The organism is Massilia hydrophila (genome assembly GCF_020208145.1).
GTDB classification, from domain to species: Bacteria; Pseudomonadota; Gammaproteobacteria; order Burkholderiales; family Burkholderiaceae_D; genus Telluria; species Telluria hydrophila.
Genome location: NZ_JAHYBX010000001.1, coordinates 60,254 through 76,751, shown reverse-complemented (window position 1 = coordinate 76,751; position 16,498 = coordinate 60,254). Strand labels below are relative to the sequence as shown.

The window sequence follows — 16,498 nt, the reverse complement described above, 5'->3', positions numbered from 1 at the left end:
CCGCTACGCGACGACACGCCCATGACACCCATCCGCCCGCTCGGCACTGCGACCGCCTCCCACGACAACGGCTTCAACCTGGTGCGCCTCGTCTGCGCCCTGCTGGTCGTGGCCTACCATACCTGGATGATGAACCGGGCGGCGCCGCACGCCGATCCGCTGACCCGGCTGCTGGCGCCCAACACCGACCTGGGCGCGCTCGCGGTGGGCGTGTTCTTCGTCATCAGCGGCATGTTCATCACGCGCAGCTGGATGGGCGACCCGCACCTGGGCCGTTTCGCCCTGCGCCGCGTGGCGCGCATCGTGCCCGGGCTGTTCGCCTGCCTGCTGCTGAGCACGGTGGTGGCGGTGCTGTTCTTTTCCAGCGCCGGCTGGCGCGGCCTGTTCGACGGCGCGCCCTGGCGCTACATCTTCGGCAACACGGTGCTGCATGGGCTGGTCTACCACATTCCGGCGCAAGAGTTGCGCATTCCCGGCGTGCTCGGCGGCCAGGACCTGAACGGTCCGCTCTGGACCCTGTACTGGGAAGGCCGGATGTACGTGATGGTGGCCCTGGTGGGCCTGGCGGCCGCCGCTCCCCTGCGCAGCTGGATGCGCGGCGCCGCCCTGTTCCTGCTGCTCGCGGCCAACCTGTTCCCGGAGGTGGCGAGCGGCTATGTGTGGGAAGTGCGCATGTGGTCGCTGTTCCTGGTCGGGATGCTGCTGCACACCCTGGCCCCGGAGCTGCGCATCGGCTGGCGCCATGTGGGCTGCGCGCTGGCGCTGCTGCTGCTCAACTGGACCCGTTCGGAAGCCCTGACGCCCAGCCCCCTGACCTGGTTCGGCATCGCCCTGCTGGCGGTGAGCCTGGCCCTGTGCGTCGGCAGCCTGCGCTTGTCCTGGGCTGCGCACGTGCAGCGCCACGACTATTCGTATGGCGTGTATATCTGGCACTGGCCGGTGATCATCATGCTGCGCGAAGTGCTGCCGCCGGTGGGCCCGATCGGCCTGAGCCTGGCCACGCTGGCCGTGGTGTTGCCGCTGGCGATGCTGAGCTGGCACCTGGTCGAAGCGCCCGCGCTGCGCGCTGCGCGCCGCTGGCTGGGACGGAGTGCGTCCGCGCCGGCGCCGGCCTTCGGCGCAGCCGACCGCGCGGCCTGAGCGGCATCAAGGGAGGGGGCTTGCCGCCCCCTGGGCCGCTTCCCCTATAATCGTTGCAGGCACGCGCCACCCACCCTGCATGACCGGCTGGAACCCACCAGAAGCAGGCTCGACCGTATACAATCACGGCTGTCAGAAATTCTGGAAGGGCTGTGCGATCGTGGTGGGAGACATGGTGCTGTTGGGCATGGCCGCGGCTGCCGTATGCGTGGGATGCCTGGTTCCGAATCGCTGGCTGCCGCCATTGCCGAACGATAAGTTCCTTCACTTCGCCAGCTTCGCCGTGCTGGCCATGCTGGCGCTGCGCGTGGCGCAGGGCCCTCTGGAGGCGCTGTACTGGCTGCTGGGCCTGCTGGTGGCGGGCTGGCTGATCGAATGCCTGCAGGCACTGGTGCCCGACCGGCGCTTCTGCTGGCGCGACATCGGCGCGAACGCGGCCGGCATCGCGTTCACGGCCGCCGCCGCCCAACTCTACGTGAGCTTTTCCTGAGGACTGCTATCCTCCCCGCACCATGACCGCGACCGCCAAGACCGCCAGTGCCCGCCGGGCTCCCGCCCAGAACGATGCCGCCCTTCCCGAGGAGCGGCAGGTACAGATTCACCTGCGCAAGATTCCCTTGCTGGCCGGCCTGTCTGACGAGGAGATCACCCGCGTCAAGCAGGACGTACGGATCCGCCAGTATGGCAAGCGCGACATCGTCCTGCAAAAGGGCGGCCATGGCGACGGCCTGATGTTCCTGCTGTCCGGCCAGCTGCAGGTGATCGACGTGACCGAGGACGGGCGCGCGATCGGCCTGCGCATGCTGATGCCGGGTGACTTCTTCGGCGAAATCGCCCTGATTAATAATTCGACCCGCTCCGCCTCGGTGGTGGCGATGTCGGATGCGCTGGTGGCCTTCCTGCCGGCCGCCACCGCGATGCACCTGTTCGCGCACTCGCCCTCGGTGGCGACCCAGATGCTGAAGCACCTGGCCCAGAAGATCCAGCGCGACTCCGAATTCCGTTCGCTGCTGAGCATTAACAACACGGCCAAGCGCATCTACACCTACCTGACGCTGATGCAGAAGAACAAGCAGGCCGAACCGGGCGCCCCGGCCGTGGTCGAGAACCTGCCGACCCACCAGGACATCGCCAACATGATCAATACCAGCCGCGAAACAGTGACGCGGGCGCTCACCGCGCTGGCGCAGCAGGGAATCGTGCAGAAGGATGCACACCGGCTGATCATCATGAAGCCGGACGCGTTGCAGAAGCTGGTGCAGGGATCCTGATGTCCGGCTCGCCCTGACTTGGGCGTGCTACAGTTCACGAAGGATGGGCGGGTGTCCCGCCCACGCCACGACACCGGACGGTCGGCTGTTTTCGATGACAAGGGGGAGATGACGATGAGCACACTAACGGGCAAGAACAGCCCTCTTCAAGCGGGCATGGGCAAGAGCCTGCGCGTGGTCGCGGTGGTGACGGCCGCGATCCTGATGATTCCGCTGGTCGCCATGCAGTTCACGAACGAAGTGGTGTGGACTCCGCTCGACTTCGTTGCCGCCGGCACCCTGCTGGCGATCGCCGGCGTCGCCGTGAGCCTTGCCCTGCGCAAGCTGCGTGGTACGCAAGGCCGCCTCGTCGCCCTTGGCCTGATCGGCCTGCTGTTCCTGTATTGCTGGGCAGAGCTGGCGGTCGGGATCTTTACCAATCTCGGCAGCTGAGCGGAATCCCGGCCGGATGCAGGATAATCCATGACAAATCAGCCTTAACTAACGACAAGATGTTACACCTGTAACAACGGATTGGCTGTTGGATGAAGTATAATTTTGGGTTCATCCGGCTCAGCCATTCCACATGTTGACAACCTTGACGCACCTTGCCGGGGCGCTGCCAGCGCGGGCCGCCCCATGATCTCGCCACTGATGCTGCGTGGGCTCTGGGCCTACCGCGGTTTCGTGCTGGGCAGCGTCAAGCGCGAATTCCAGTCGAAATACGTGAACGCGATGCTGGGCGCCGTCTGGTCGGTGCTCAGCCCGCTTGCCATGATCCTCGTGTACACCGTGATCTTTTCCGAGGTCATGCGTGCCAAGCTGCCGAACAACGATTCGACGGCCGCCTACTCGATCTACCTGTGCGCCGGCATCCTCACCTGGGGCCTGTTCGCCGAGATCGTCTCGCGCGGCCAGAACATGTTTCTCGAGCAGGCCAACCTGATCAAGAAGATCAGTTTCCCGCGCATCTGCCTGCCGATCATCGTGGTGCTCAACGCCCTGGTGAACTTCGGCATCATCTTCGGCCTGTTCCTCGTGTTCCTGCTCGTGTCCGGCAACTTTCCGGGCATGGTGTTCTTCGCCATCATCCCGGTGCTGCTGCTGCAGATCCTGCTGGCCATCGGCCTGGGCATGGTGAGCGGCATCCTGAACGTGTTCTTCCGCGACGTCGGCCAGTTCGTCACCATCGCGATGCAGTTCTGGTTCTGGCTCACGCCCATCGTCTATCCGGCCAGCATCCTGCCGGAAGCGGCCCGCCCGATCCTCATCTACAACCCGATGGCGGCGGTGGTGCAGGCCCACCAGTCGATCCTGGTCGAAGGCCGCCTGCCCGACTGGAACGCCCTGATCCCGGCCGGCCTGTTGGCCCTGCTGCTGTGCATCCTGGGCCTGCGCCTGTTCCGCAAGCGCTCCGGCGAAATGGTGGACGAACTCTGATGGGCACGATCGTCGTCTCCAAGCTGGGCAAGGCCTACAAGCAGTACCCGACGCGCTGGTCGCGCCTGGCCGAGTGGCTGCTTCCGCTGCGCGGGCCGCGCCACCAGCTCAAGTGGGTACTCACCGATGTCAGCTTCCAGGTCGCGCCGGGCGAAGCCGTGGGCCTGATCGGCATCAACGGCGCCGGCAAGAGCACGCTGCTGAAACTCATCACCGGCACCACGCAACCCACCACCGGCACCGTGTGGATGCAGGGCCGCGTGGCCGCGCTGCTGGAACTGGGCATGGGCTTCCATCCGGATTTCACGGGGCGCCAGAACGTCTACATGGCCGGCCAGCTGCTGGGCATGACGGTGGACGAGATCAGCCGCCTGATGCCGCAGATCGAGGACTTCGCCGGCATCGGCGAGTACATGGACCAGCCGGTGCGGGTCTACTCGAGCGGCATGCAGATGCGGGTCGCGTTCTCGGTAGCCACCGCGCGCCGGCCGGACATCCTGATCGTCGACGAAGCCCTGTCGGTGGGCGACGCCTACTTCCAGCACAAGTCGTTTGACCGCATCCGCCAGTTCCGCAAGGAGGGCACCACCCTGCTGCTGGTCTCGCACGACAAGCAGGCGATCCAGTCGGTATGTGACCGCGCCATCCTGCTCGATGGCGGACGCCTGGCGCGCGCGGGCAAGCCGGAAGAGATCATGGACTACTACAACGCCATGATCGCCGAGCGGGAAAACGAGACCGTGCGCCAGAACGCCACGGACGATGGCAAGGTCCAGACCATCTCCGGCACCGGCGAGGCGACCGTGGGCGACATCGCCCTGCTCGACGAGAACGGCCAGCGGGTCGAGGTGGTGGACGTGGGCGCGGCCGTGACCCTGGAAGTGAAGGTGAAGGTCAAGGCCCCGATCCCGCGCATGGTGCTCGGCTACATGATCAAGGACCGCCTCGGCCAGCCGATGTACGGCACCAATACCCACCTGAAGGGGCTGCCGCTCGAGAACGTCGCGCTAGGGGAAGAGGTGGTGTACCGCTTCGCCTTCCCGATGAACCTCGGCCCCGGCACCTATTCGGTGGCTACCGCGATCGTCAGCACCGAGACCCACCTGGTGAACAACTACGAATGGCGCGACCTGGCGCTGGTGTTCACCGTGATGAACATGCGCCGCCCCCATTTCGAGGGCTCGGCCTGGCTGGACCCGGCCATCGACATCCAACGTACCTGATCGACCCATGAGCTTCATATCCTATTCCCAGAACGGCGAAGACGTGCTGCTGTGGCGTGCCCTCGGACACGTGAAGAACGGCTTCTACATCGACGTCGGCGCCAACGATCCGGAAGAGCATTCGGTCACCAAGGCCTTCTACGACGCCGGCTGGCATGGCATCAGCATCGAGCCGCTGCCCGCCTTCCACGGCGCCTTCCTGGAACAGCGCCCGCGCGACATCAACCTGGCCATCGCGGCCGGCAGCGGCAACGGCGAGCTGACCCTGTACGACACGCCGCAGGTGCGCGGCTGGGCCTCGCCCGACAAGGCGGTGGCCGAGATGCACCGCGCCGAGGGCCACGAGGTGGCCGAGATCACGGTGCCGGTACGCACCCTGGCCTCGGTGTGCGAGGAATACGTGCAGGGCGAGATCCACTTCCTGAAGATCGACGTCGAGGGCTTCGAGGGCGAAGTGTTGCGCGGGATGGACTTCGCGCGCTGGCGCCCGTGGGTGCTGGTGATCGAGGCCACGCTGCCCAACGGCCGCGACAGCATGCACGAAGCCTGGGACGGCCTGGTCACCGGCCAGCGCTACCGCTACGCCTGGTTCGACGGCCTGAACCGCTACTACGTGGCGGAGGAACACGCCGACCTGCTGGACGCCTTCAGGCTGCCGCCCAACGTGTTCGACGACTACATCTCGCACCACCTGGACAAGGCCTGGGCCGCGGGCGAACAGCTGACCCAGGCCCTGCGCGCCTCCGAGCGCCATGCGGCCGAACTGGCGGTGGCCGTGAACACCACCGCGCGCCAGGCCGAACAGCTGCGCAAGGAAGCCGACCACGCCCTGCTGCGCGCGGACGGCGCCGAGCAGGAAAGGCGCCAGGCCGACCAGGAAAGGCGCGAAGCCGAACTGGCGCGCCGCCAGGCCGAGCACGACCGCCGCCAGGCCGAACTCGGGCTGGCGGCCGCCGACCGCGGCCGGCTAGAAGCGGAAAAAGCGGCGCTCAATGCCGAGCACGCGGCGCGCCAGGCCGAGGAGCAGGCCGAGCAGCTTCGCGTGCGCACCGAGGCCGAACTGGCCGCGCTGCGCAGCCAGGCCGAGGCTGAGCAGACCTCCCTGCGCGCCCAGGCGTTGGCCGAGCAAACGTCAATCCGCAGCCAGGCCGAGGCCGAGAAGGCCGCCCTGCAGGCCGCGCTGGCCGACTCCCTGGCCAGCAGCCACCACCTGAGCGAATGGGCGCACGGCATCGAGCGCGAGCTGCTGGCCACCCGCGCCAGCACGTCCTGGCGCCTGACGGCGCCGCTGCGCGCTGCCGGTTTGCTGGTACACCACTTGCGCCGGCAGCGCCCGTCCGCACTGGTGCGGCGCGCGCTCAACCGCATTACCGGCAACGAGCGCCTGCGCCGGCTCCTGATCCCGGTCCTGCTGCGCTACCCGCGCCTGGGCCAGCGCGTCAGCGCCTCGCTGTCGGCGATCAGGCAGGCCGCGCCCGACCCGGTGGCGGCGCCGCAGATGGCCGCCGCCGTGGCCGCCGTGACGGCCGCCGTTCCCGATGAATTCAAGGGTTTGCCGGTCTCGGTGCGCACGGCCATGGCCGACCTGCGCCGCGCCCGCGCCAGCCACCCCGCCCGTCCAGCCGGTTGACCAGCATGCGTATCGTTTTCGACTTCCTCGACCTGGCGGCGCACGACGCGTCCGCCGCCCTCCAGCTGGCCCAGGCGCTGGGCAGCGAACTTGTGCCTCCGATGCGGCTGGTGATCGCCGCCCCGCTGGCCGACGCCGACTGGCTGCAGACCCTGCGCCTGGCCTGTGCCGAACTGCCGGTGCAGGTGCGTGCCTTCGACCTGCCGGCCACGGGCGCGCCGCGCGCCGCCCTGCGCGAACATGCGCTGGCCGGCATGGCGCCGGACGTCGTGCTGCTGCCTGCCGCCACCGCCCCTGCCACTGGCCTGCCGTTTCCCGTACTCGCCTGCGACCCGGCCACGGCCGACGCCGGCCGCCTGCTGGCGCAGCTGGCCGCCACCGCCGCCGAAACAGTAGCCGCGCCCGTAGGCCGCAAGTCGCGCCTGGCCTATGTGTCGCCGCTGCCGCCGGCCCGCTCCGGCATCGCCGACTACAGCGCGGAACTGATACCGGAACTGGCGAAGTACTACGAGATCGAGCTGGTGGTCGACCAGGACCAGGTCCAGTCCAGCGACCGCCGTCTCGACGGCTATCCGCTGCGCAGTCCGGACTGGCTGCGCGCGCATGCGGACAGCTGCGAGCGCGTGCTCTACCACGTCGGCAATTCTCACGCGCACCAGCACATGTTCGAACTGCTGCGCGAGGTGCCCGGCATCGTCGTGCTGCACGATTTCTACCTGTCCGGCGTGCTCGACAACCTGGAGCGCGAAGCCTACCTGCCTAACGGCTTCATGAAGGCGCTGTACGAATCGCACGGCTACACCGGCCTGCTGGCCCACCGCAAGGAGGGGCGCAACCCCGCGATCTGGGCCTTCCCGGTCAACAAGGGCGTGCTCGACAGCGCGGACGGCGTCATCGTCCACGCCGATTTTTCGAAAGCGCTGGCCACCCGCTGGTATGGCGAAGGCGCGGCCGAGGGCTGGCGCACCATTCCGCTGCTGCGCGGCCGCCAGGATGCGACGGCGCTGCCGGAGGCGCGCGCCGCCGCCCGCGCGCGCCTGGGCCTGGCCGAGGACGACTTCCTGGTGACCAGCTTCGGCATGCTGGGCCGCACCAAGCTCAACGAGGAACTGCTGGATGCCTTCCTGGCCTCGCCGCTGGCGCAAGACCCGCGCTGCCGCCTGGTGTTCGTCGGCGAGAACGACCCCGGCCTGTACGGCGCCGGCCTGGTGCGCACCATCGGCGCCAGCGCGGCCGCGCAGCGCATCAAGGTGAGCGGCTTCGTCGACGCCGCCACCTACGCCGACTACCTGGCCGCCAGCGACTGCGCGGTACAGCTGCGCACCTCGACCCGCGGCGAGACCTCGGCCTCGGTGCTCGACTGCCTGCTGTACGGCATTCCGACGATCGTCAACGCGCATGGCTCCACCGCCTCGATCGACGACACGCTGCTGCTCAAGCTGCCCGATGCATTCAGCCGCGAGGAGCTGGCCGCCGCGCTGGCGCGCCTGCGCGGCGAACCCGCGCTGCGCGCGGAACTGGCGGCGCGCGCGCTGGCGCACATGGCGCGCGAACACGCGCCGGCCCACGTCGGCCGCCTGTATGCCGAGGCCATCGAGGATTGCGCGCGCCTGGGCCGCGCCAGCAGCTACCGCAAGGTGGTGCGCGCCTGCGCGCCCCACTTCGAAGACCACCAGCTGCCGCCCCTGGCCGCCGCGATCGCCTTCAACCGCGCGCCCCAGGCGCCGCGCCAGCTGCTGGTGGACGTCTCGGCGGTGGTGCAGTCCGACCTCAAGACCGGCATCCAGCGCGTGGTGCGCAGCATCCTGCTGTCGCTCATCGCCGATCCGCCGCCGGGCTTCCGGATCGAGCCGGTGTATTCGCACGGCGGCAACCGCAGCTACCAGTACGCGCGCCAGTTCGGCCTGCAGATGGTCGGCGAGGGCAACAACGGCGCGCTGCTGATGGAAGACGCGCCGGTCGAGCTGCGCCCGGGCGACGTGTTCTTCGGACTCGACCTGTTCACCAACGGCACCTCGCAGAACGAACAGCTGCTGCTGTCGATGCGCGACCGCGGCGTCGGCATCTATTTCGTGGTGTTCGACATCCTGCCGATGCTGCGCCCGGACGTCTTCCCCTTCGGCACCGAGCAGTACTTCGGCGACTTCCTGCGCACCGTGCACAAGGTCTCGGACGGCGTGCTGTGCATCTCGCGCGCAGTGGCCGACGAACTGGCGGCCTGGATCGCCAGCCAGGGTTTACAGCGCCGCGCTCCCTTGAGGCTCGGCCACTTCCATCTCGGCGCCGACATCGACGCCAGCGCGCCCAGCTTCGGGCTGCCGCCGGACGCCGACCAGGTGCTGGCCGCCCTCAAGCAGCGCCCCAGCTTCCTGATGGTCGGCACGGTGGAGCCGCGCAAGGGCCATACCCAGTCGCTGGACGCCTTCGAGCTGCTGTGGGAGCGCGGCGTGGACGTCAACCTGGTGGTGGTCGGCAAGCAGGGCTGGATGATGGAAAAGCTGTGCGAGCGCATGGCCGCGCATCCGGAAGCGGGCCGCCGCCTGTTCTGGATGAACGGCATCTCCGACGAGATGCTGCTCAAGCTGTACGGCGGCGCTGCGGCCCTGCTGTCGCCGTCGGAAGGCGAAGGTTTCGGTTTGCCGCTGATCGAGGCGGCCCAGCACGGCATCCCGATCATCGCGCGCAGCCTGCCGGTGTTCCGCGAAGTGGCGGGCGAACATGCCTATTACTTCGACGGCCTGGCGCCGCGCGACCTGGCCGACGCCATTGCCGCCTGGCTCGACCTGCAGCGCGCCGGCCAGGCCCCGCAATCGACCGGCATGCCCTGGCTGACCTGGGACCAGAGCGCGCAGCAGGTGCTCGACGGCCTAGTGCGCCAGCAGTGGTACCGCGTGCTGCCCGGCACCGATGCGCCCGATGCGTGAGCCCGGCGGCGCGCTGGCCGCGGCCCGGGTGCCTGGAATTGCGCGCCCGCTGGTCGTCGACCTCGACGGCACCCTGATCCATTCCGACCTGCTGTGGGAATCGATCGTGCTGTTCCTCAAGCAGCACCTGCTGCGCGCGTGGCTGCTCCCATTCTGGCTGCTGGCGGGCAAGGCTGGCTTCAAGGCGAAGCTGGCGAACGCGGTCGCGCTCGACCCGGCCGCCCTCCCCTATGACGCGGCGGTGCTGGAGCTGCTGCGCGCCGAGCGCGCGCGCGGACGCACGCTGGTGCTGGCCACCGGCAGCCAGCAGCGCTTCGCGCAGCAGGTCGCGGACCACCTCGGCCTGTTCGACCTGGTGCTGGCCACTGGCGACGGCATCAATCTCACCTCCCACAACAAGGCGCGCAGGCTCACCGGCCTGTATGGCGCCCAGGGCTACGACTACCTCGGCAACGCGCGCGCCGACCTGCCGGTGTGGCTGGACTGCGCCGAGGCGCTGTCGGTGACCCGTCGACCCTTCCGCCTGGCGGACGGGCGCAGCACTCGCCATTGCGGCAGCGTGCGCGCCCATCCGCTGCCGGCCCTGTTCAAGGCCCTGCGCCCGCGCCAGTGGCTGAAGAACCTGCTGGTGTTCGTGCCGATGCTGGCCGGCCATGCGCTCGACCTGCCCGCGTTCACGGCCTCGCTGGTGGCCTTCCTCGCGTTCTCGCTGTGCGCCTCGAGCGCCTACCTGCTCAACGACGCGCTCGACGCCCAGGACGACCGCGTGCATCCAACCAAGCACACGCGCCCGATCGCCGCCGGCGCGCTGCCGCTGCCGCTGGCCCTGGGCGCCAGCCCGCTGCTGGCAATCGGCGCGCTGCTGCTGTGCGCCTCGTTCGATTTGCTGCTGCTGGCCGCGGTCAGCGTATACTTCATCAGCACCCTCGCCTATTCGCTGGTCCTGAAGCGCCTGCTGATGGTGGACATCGTGGCGCTCGCCATCCTGTACAGCCTGCGCGTGCTGGGCGGGGCCGCCGCCACCGGCATCGCGCCCTCGTTCTGGCTGCTGGCGTTTTCCTTCTTCGTGTTCCTGAGCCTGGCCCTGCTCAAGCGCCACAGCGAACTGGTCAACCTGCAGCAGCGCGGCAAGGACAAGACCCGCGGGCGCGGCTATACGGTCGAGGACTGGATGCCGGTGGCCATGATGGGTGTGAACAGCGCCTTCCTGTCAGTGCTGGTGTTCATGTTGTACTTCAATTCCGGCAGTGTGCTGGACCTGTACCGCAACCCGGCCTGGCTGGCCGGGATCCTGCCGCTGCTGGTGTTCTGGCTCGGCCGCCTGTGGGTGCTGTCCTTCCGCGGCCAGGTCAACGAAGACCCGGTGCTGTACGTCAGCAAGGACCGGACCAGCCTCGTCGTCGTGGCCTGCTGCCTCGCCCTCGCCCTCCTCGCCACTTTCTGAATCCATGCAGACTCCCGCCTCTCTCTCCCCTACCCCGGCCTGGCGCTTCCCGCTCCTGGTGGCGCTGGCGCTGGCCGCGCTGCTGGCCACGTACAAGCCCTACTACGGCGGCGACGTGGTCGAGTACACGCTGGCCACGGTGGCGATCGCCGACCACGGCTCGCCCGACATCCGCCTAGAAGACATCGCGCGCGTGCGCGCCCTGCTGCCGGGCATGTTCACCGAGCCCTTCGACCTGCTGGAACAGGGCATGCGCGCCGGCGAGCAGAAGCTCTACGCCGCCTTCGTGCGCGGGCGCGAGGGCAGCGTGTTCCCGGTCCACTACTTCGGCTACTCGCTGCTGGCGGCCGGTCCCTTCAAGCTGTTCGAGGCGCTCGGCATCCCGCCCTTCAAGGCCTTCCAGGCGGTGAACCTGCTGGCCGTGTTCGCGCTGGCGCTGGCGCTGCGCCGCTTCTTCGGGTCGGAAGCCAAGGCCTGGCTGGGCCTGGGCCTGTTCATGCTGTGCGGCGGCGTGCTCTACCTGCACTGGAGCAGCCCCGAATGCGTCAGCGCCGCCTGCCTGCTGGCCGGCCTGCTGCTGTATGCCAGCGGCGCGCCGGTCGCCGGCAGCCTGCTGGCCGGACTGGCCGGGCAGCAGAACCCGACCATCGTGTTCTTCTTCGTGTTCGCTCCGCTGTTCAAGCTGTGGCTCGACTACGACCGCGCACTGGGCTTCGGCGCCAACCTGCGCGCCCAGCTCACGCGCCGCAACCTGGCCGGCCTGGCCGCCGGCGCCGCGCTGTTCGCGCTGCCGCCGCTGTTCAACCTGTGGCAGTTCGGCGTGCCCAACATCATCGCGAAGCTGTTCTCCGACCCGGCCCTGGTCGGCGCCACCCGCCTGGCTTCGTTCTACTTCGACCTGAACCAGGGCATGATCATCGGCGTGCCGGGACTGGTGCTGGCGCTGCTGGTGCTGGTGCTGCGGCCGCGCGCGGATGGACGGGCGCGCGGCGCGCTGCTGCTGGCGGCGCTGCTGACGCTGGCGCTGGCGCTGCCGGCGCTGGCCGTGCTGAACTGGAATTCCGGCGCGGCCGGCGTGATGCGCTATGCCTTCTGGGCCGCGATGCCCCTCGTGTTCGCGCTGCTGGTGCTGCTGCGCCGCCTGCCGCGCTGGCCGGCCGGGCTGCAGGTGGTGCTGGCCGGCCTGGCCGCGATCCAGGCCGTGGCCATGCTGCACGCCCAGCGCTACGACTACGTGCATTTCAGCCCGGCCGCGGTGCGCATGCTGACCTGGGCGCCGCAGTACTACCACCCGGAACCGGAGATCTTCGCCGAGCGCGCCGGCAACCACGACAACTACATCCAGCCCGACAAGCACTACGTGCTGCAGCGCGAGGGCGTGGCCGTGAAGACCCTGGTGCACGCGTCCAACCTGCAGCTCGACGCGCAGCTGTGCGGCCAGGGCGCGCGCCTGGCGCCGGACCTGCCGGTCACGCCGAGCGCCTACGGCTGGCGCTACATCGATGGCCCGCTGCGCTGCGTGGCCGGCAGCCAGCCGCAGCGCAGCTTCCAGTACGATGCCTTCAAGACCGGCACGGCCGCCGCGCTGGTTTCGGGCTGGAGCACGCTGGAGGCGAACGGTCCGGGCTGGAACGGCGCCTGGTCGCTCGGCACCCGCTCGCGCGTGCGCCTGCGGCTCGAAGGCGGCCCGGCCGAGTCCCTCCTGATCGCCGGCCACTACCTGGCGCCGAACCGCCAGACCCGGGTCGTCGTGAACGGCCAGGACCTCGGCTGGCAGGCGCTCGACCAGGCCGGCCTGCTCCCGCTGCCGCCGGCCGCCCGCGCGGCCACCCTCGACATCGAACTCGAACACGCCACGCCGCAGGCGCCCGGTCCGGGCGACCCGCGCCCGCTCGCCTTCTTCCTGCGCGAGATCAGCGTGCGTCAACTTCCTGGCAAACCATGAACGCTCCCGACAACCTTCCCGTGAACCATCCCCTCACCCCCGCCTCGCGCGACGCGGCCGACGCGGTCGCGGTCGTGATCCCCAGCTACAAGGTGACGCGCCACATCCTGGGCGTGATCGCAGGCATCGGCCCGGAAGTCGCCCGCATCTACGTGGTCGACGACAAGTGCCCGGACGGCAGCGGCGCCTTCGTGCGCGAGCACTGCGTCGATCCGCGCGTGGTGGTGCTGGAACACGCCGAGAACCAGGGTGTGGGCGGCGCCGTGATGACCGGCTACCGCGCGGCCATCGCCGACGGCGCCAGGGTGATGGTCAAGATCGACGGCGACGGCCAGATGGACGGCAGCCTGATCCCCGCCTTCATCGGCCCGATCCTGGCCGGCGAAGCCGACTACACCAAGGGCAACCGCTTCTTCAACCTGGAGCGCCTGGGCGCGATGCCGCCGCTGCGCCTGTTCGGCAATGCCGTGCTGTCGCTGATGACCAAGCTGTCTTCCGGCTACTGGGACCTGTTCGACCCGACCAACGGCTATACCGCGATCCACGCCGACTGCGCGCGCTACCTGCCTTTCGAGAAGATCAGCAAACGCTACTTCTTCGAATCCGACATGCTGTTCCGCCTGAACATCCTGGGCGCGGTGGTGGCCGACGTGCCGATGGACGCCGTGTACGGCGACGAGGTCAGCAACCTCAAGATCTCGAAGATCGTCACCGAATTCTTCACCAAGCACGTGCGCAACTTCGGCAAGCGCATCTTCTACAATTACTACCTGCGCAACATGTCGGTGGCCTCGATCGAGCTGCCGCTGGGTGTGCTGCTCACGCTGTTCGGCGCCGGCTACGGCCTGTCGCACTGGATCGCCTCGGCCCGCTCGCACGTCGAGACCCCGGCCGGCACCGTGATGCTGGCGGCGCTGCCGGTGATCATGGGCGTGCAGCTGATCCTGGCCTTCCTGGCGCACGACGTGGCCTCGGTGCCGCGCCGTCCGCTGCACAAGAAGACCCTGTACCGCAGCACGCCATGAGCCCGGCCAGGATCGCTTCGAAATTCGCCTCGCGCCAGTTCCTGCTGTACGTCACCGGCGGCGTGCTGAGCGCCCTGGTGGACATCGGCCTGCTGCAGCTGCTGCTGCAGGCGGGCATGCACTACACGGCAGCGGCCAGCGCCGGTTTCGCCGCCGGCCTGCTGGTCAACTTCGCCTTCCATAGCGGCGTGACCTTTTCCGCTTCGGCCAATCCGGGCAGCCTGGCGCGCTACCTGTGCCTGGTGGGCCTGAATTACCTCCTGACCCTGGGCTGCGTCGCGCTGGCCCAGGCCACGCTGGGCAACCCGCTGGCCGGGAAGCTGCTGTCGCTGCCGCTGGTGACGGTCAACGGCTTCCTGCTCGGCAAATACTGGATCTTCAAATGACGCAGTCCGTCATCGACAAGCAGGCGCGCAGCCGCCTGCCCGCCCTGTTCCTGGCCGCCGGCATGGCCCTGGTGGCCTGGTACCTGATGCAGCGCACGCTCGGCCTGTATCCAGGCGTATTCGTGGACGAGTGGTACTACAGCAAGATGGCGCGCCTGGTGCCGCTGTCCGAAGCGGTGCTGCCTTCCTACCTGTACCTGCTGGTGTTCAGCGCCAGCAGCGCCTGCGACCCTGGCTTCCTCGATTGCGCGCGCATCGGCAACGTGCTGTTCCATGTCGGTGCCGCGCCCTTCCTGTACCTGGTCGCGCGGCGCGTGGTGCCCGCACCGCTGGCCTGCGCCGTGGCCCTGCTGGCCCTGCTTGCGCCGCTGAACCTGTACACCACGTTCTTCATGCCGGAATCGATGTACTTCTTCGGCTTCGCCGTGCTGGCCTGGGTGGCGCTGGCCGGCATGGCCTGGCGCCCCTTGCATCACGCGCTGGCCGCTGGCGCCGTGCTTGGCCTGATGAGCCTGGTAAAAGTGCATGCCGTGTTCCTGCTGCCTGCCCTGTGCCTGTTCCTGGTGTACGCGGCCTGGAGCCGCGCCCAGCCGACCCGCCAGCCCTGGCTGGCACACGGAGTCGGCGCGGCGCTGCTGGCGGCGCTCACCGCCGCCGCCATCAAGCTCCTGCTCGGCTGGCTGCTGGCGGGCGAAAACGGCCTGACCCTGTTCGGCGCCTTCTATGGCGCCGGCGCCAGCTCGGCTTCGCAGCACAGCCTGCTGTCACGCCTGTTCCCGGCCTCGGTCAGCGCGCGCGGGCATGCGATGGCGCTGGCGGTGCTGCTGGCCTTCCCGCTGGCGGCGCTATTGCACGCGCTGCTGCGCCCCGCCACCTACCGCGCCGCCGATCCGCTCGGGCCGCTCGCCGTGTTCACCGCCCTCAGCTTCGGTTCGGCCCTCGGCCTGGCCGTGCTGTACACCGCCTCGATCGCCAACGACGGGCCGCTGGAGGGCCTGCGGCTGCACTCGCGCTACTACAGCTTCGCGCTGCCGCTGCTGCTGGTCGTGGGCGCCGCAGCCACCCGCGCGCAGGACGACAAGCCGGTGCGCCGCCTGCTGCGGGCGGCCATCGTCGTGCTGCTGGGCGCCCTGCTGGCGGGGGCCTGGATCCGCCTGCCCGGCTTCGATCCGCGCATCACCGACAGTCCGGAATTCACGGCCCTGGTCAAGCGCGAACCGCTCGTGATCACCCTGTTCCTGCTGCAGGCCCTGCTGCTGGTGGCGTGGCTGCGCTGGCGCCGCGCCGCGGCCTGGGGCTTCGTGCTGCTGGCCCTGCCGCTGGCGCTGCACCTGACCGACGTCGAGGTGCGCACCTACCTGGGCCACCTGGCGGCCCCCGCTCCGGCCGACCGCGCCGGCCTCGCCGCGCGCGACGCGATTCCACTGGCCGAGCGCGGCGACACCATGATCGTCGCGAATGGCGCCGACCTGTTCCGCACCCAGTTCTACATCGACACCCCGGAACTGACCCTGCTCGACCTGCCCGATGGCGCCCCGGTCGAAGCCTACCGCCTGCCCAGTGGCGCGCGCTGGCTGGTGGCGGTCGGCAGCCACGGGCTGCCGCCAGGCTTGCAGCCCACGGTGGCCGGCGACGGCTTCGCCGTCGTCAAGCTGCCGCGCCCGCAGCGCAGCCGCATCGGCGAGTATGCCTTCAATGTCGCGCCCGGCCCGAATCAGCTGGTGCAGGCCGCCAGCGGGCTGGCCAATGTCGAGCCCTGGGGCCGCTGGTCGGAAGGCAAGCGGATCGAACTCCGGTTCGCCCGGCCGCTGCCGGCGCGCCTGACGGTGGTGCTGACCGCCGGCGCCTTCGGCCCCAACATCGGCGAAGCCTTCGTGCTGCGCGCGGGCGAAGCCGAGGCCAGCTTCCGCCTGCCCTGGGAAGCGCGCGAAGTCGTGCTCGACCTGGACACCGACGGCCGCCAGCAGAGTCTGGTCATCGAGGTGCCGCATCCGAAGCGCCCGAGCGAACTGGGCAACTCCACCGATACGCGCGAGCTGGGCATTTCGCTGACCCGCCTGCGCATCGAGGAAAGGACCAGCGCGCCATGAC

Annotated in this window: 13 protein-coding genes; all 13 read left to right on the top strand. The window is 69.2% G+C overall.

Annotated elements, in window-relative coordinates; all coding sequences use genetic code 11:
* Positions 1-21: 21 nt before the first annotated feature.
* Positions 22-1,140, top strand: coding sequence for an acyltransferase family protein (locus tag LE190_RS00345; protein ID WP_225236855.1), 1,119 nt, complete (start codon positions 22-24; stop codon positions 1,138-1,140).
* Positions 1,141-1,219: 79 nt separating this feature from the next.
* A complete protein-coding gene (locus LE190_RS00340; protein WP_225236854.1) occupies positions 1,220-1,630 on the top strand; it encodes a VanZ family protein in 411 nt (136 codons plus the stop codon).
* A 22-nt stretch (positions 1,631-1,652) separates the two neighbouring features.
* Entirely contained in the window at positions 1,653-2,411 is a 759-nt protein-coding gene (locus LE190_RS00335; RefSeq protein ID WP_224947694.1) for a Crp/Fnr family transcriptional regulator, read from the top strand.
* Between the two features lie 114 nt (positions 2,412-2,525).
* Positions 2,526-2,843 carry a hypothetical protein gene (locus tag LE190_RS00330; RefSeq protein WP_225236853.1) on the top strand — a complete coding sequence of 106 codons (318 nt, stop codon included), beginning with the start codon at positions 2,526-2,528 and terminating at the stop codon, positions 2,841-2,843.
* Between the two features lie 186 nt (positions 2,844-3,029).
* Positions 3,030-3,830 (top strand): ABC transporter permease, encoded by an 801-nt coding sequence (locus LE190_RS00325; protein ID WP_307734637.1) that lies wholly within the window; start codon positions 3,030-3,032, stop codon positions 3,828-3,830.
* Positions 3,830-5,053, top strand: coding sequence for an ABC transporter ATP-binding protein (locus LE190_RS00320; RefSeq protein ID WP_225236852.1), 1,224 nt, complete (start codon positions 3,830-3,832; stop codon positions 5,051-5,053). Before LE190_RS00325 ends, LE190_RS00320 begins: the two co-directional genes overlap by 1 nt.
* A gap of 7 nt (positions 5,054-5,060) precedes the next feature.
* A complete protein-coding gene (locus LE190_RS00315) occupies positions 5,061-6,683 on the top strand; it encodes an FkbM family methyltransferase (RefSeq protein ID WP_225236851.1) in 1,623 nt (540 codons plus the stop codon).
* Positions 6,684-6,688: 5 nt separating this feature from the next.
* Entirely contained in the window at positions 6,689-9,607 is a 2,919-nt protein-coding gene (locus LE190_RS00310; protein WP_225236850.1) for a glycosyltransferase, read from the top strand.
* The gene (locus LE190_RS00305; protein ID WP_225236849.1) at positions 9,600-11,051 is read left to right on the top strand and encodes a UbiA family prenyltransferase; all 1,452 of its coding nucleotides are present in this window, start codon (positions 9,600-9,602) and stop codon (positions 11,049-11,051) included. The genes LE190_RS00310 and LE190_RS00305 overlap by 8 nt, the downstream gene beginning before the upstream one ends.
* Before the next feature lie 4 nt (positions 11,052-11,055).
* Entirely contained in the window at positions 11,056-12,996 is a 1,941-nt protein-coding gene (locus tag LE190_RS00300; protein WP_225236848.1) for a hypothetical protein, read from the top strand.
* Positions 12,993-14,021, top strand: a complete 1,029-nt coding sequence (locus LE190_RS00295) for a glycosyltransferase family 2 protein (protein ID WP_225236847.1) — start codon at positions 12,993-12,995, stop codon at positions 14,019-14,021. The genes LE190_RS00300 and LE190_RS00295 overlap by 4 nt, the downstream gene beginning before the upstream one ends.
* Positions 14,018-14,407: a GtrA family protein gene (locus LE190_RS00290; RefSeq protein ID WP_225236846.1), complete on the top strand. Its 390-nt coding sequence runs from the start codon at positions 14,018-14,020 to the stop codon at positions 14,405-14,407. The genes LE190_RS00295 and LE190_RS00290 overlap by 4 nt, the downstream gene beginning before the upstream one ends.
* Positions 14,404-16,497 (top strand): DUF7024 domain-containing protein, encoded by a 2,094-nt coding sequence (locus tag LE190_RS00285; RefSeq protein WP_225236845.1) that lies wholly within the window; start codon positions 14,404-14,406, stop codon positions 16,495-16,497. The genes LE190_RS00290 and LE190_RS00285 overlap by 4 nt, the downstream gene beginning before the upstream one ends.
* Position 16,498 lies beyond the last annotated feature (1 nt).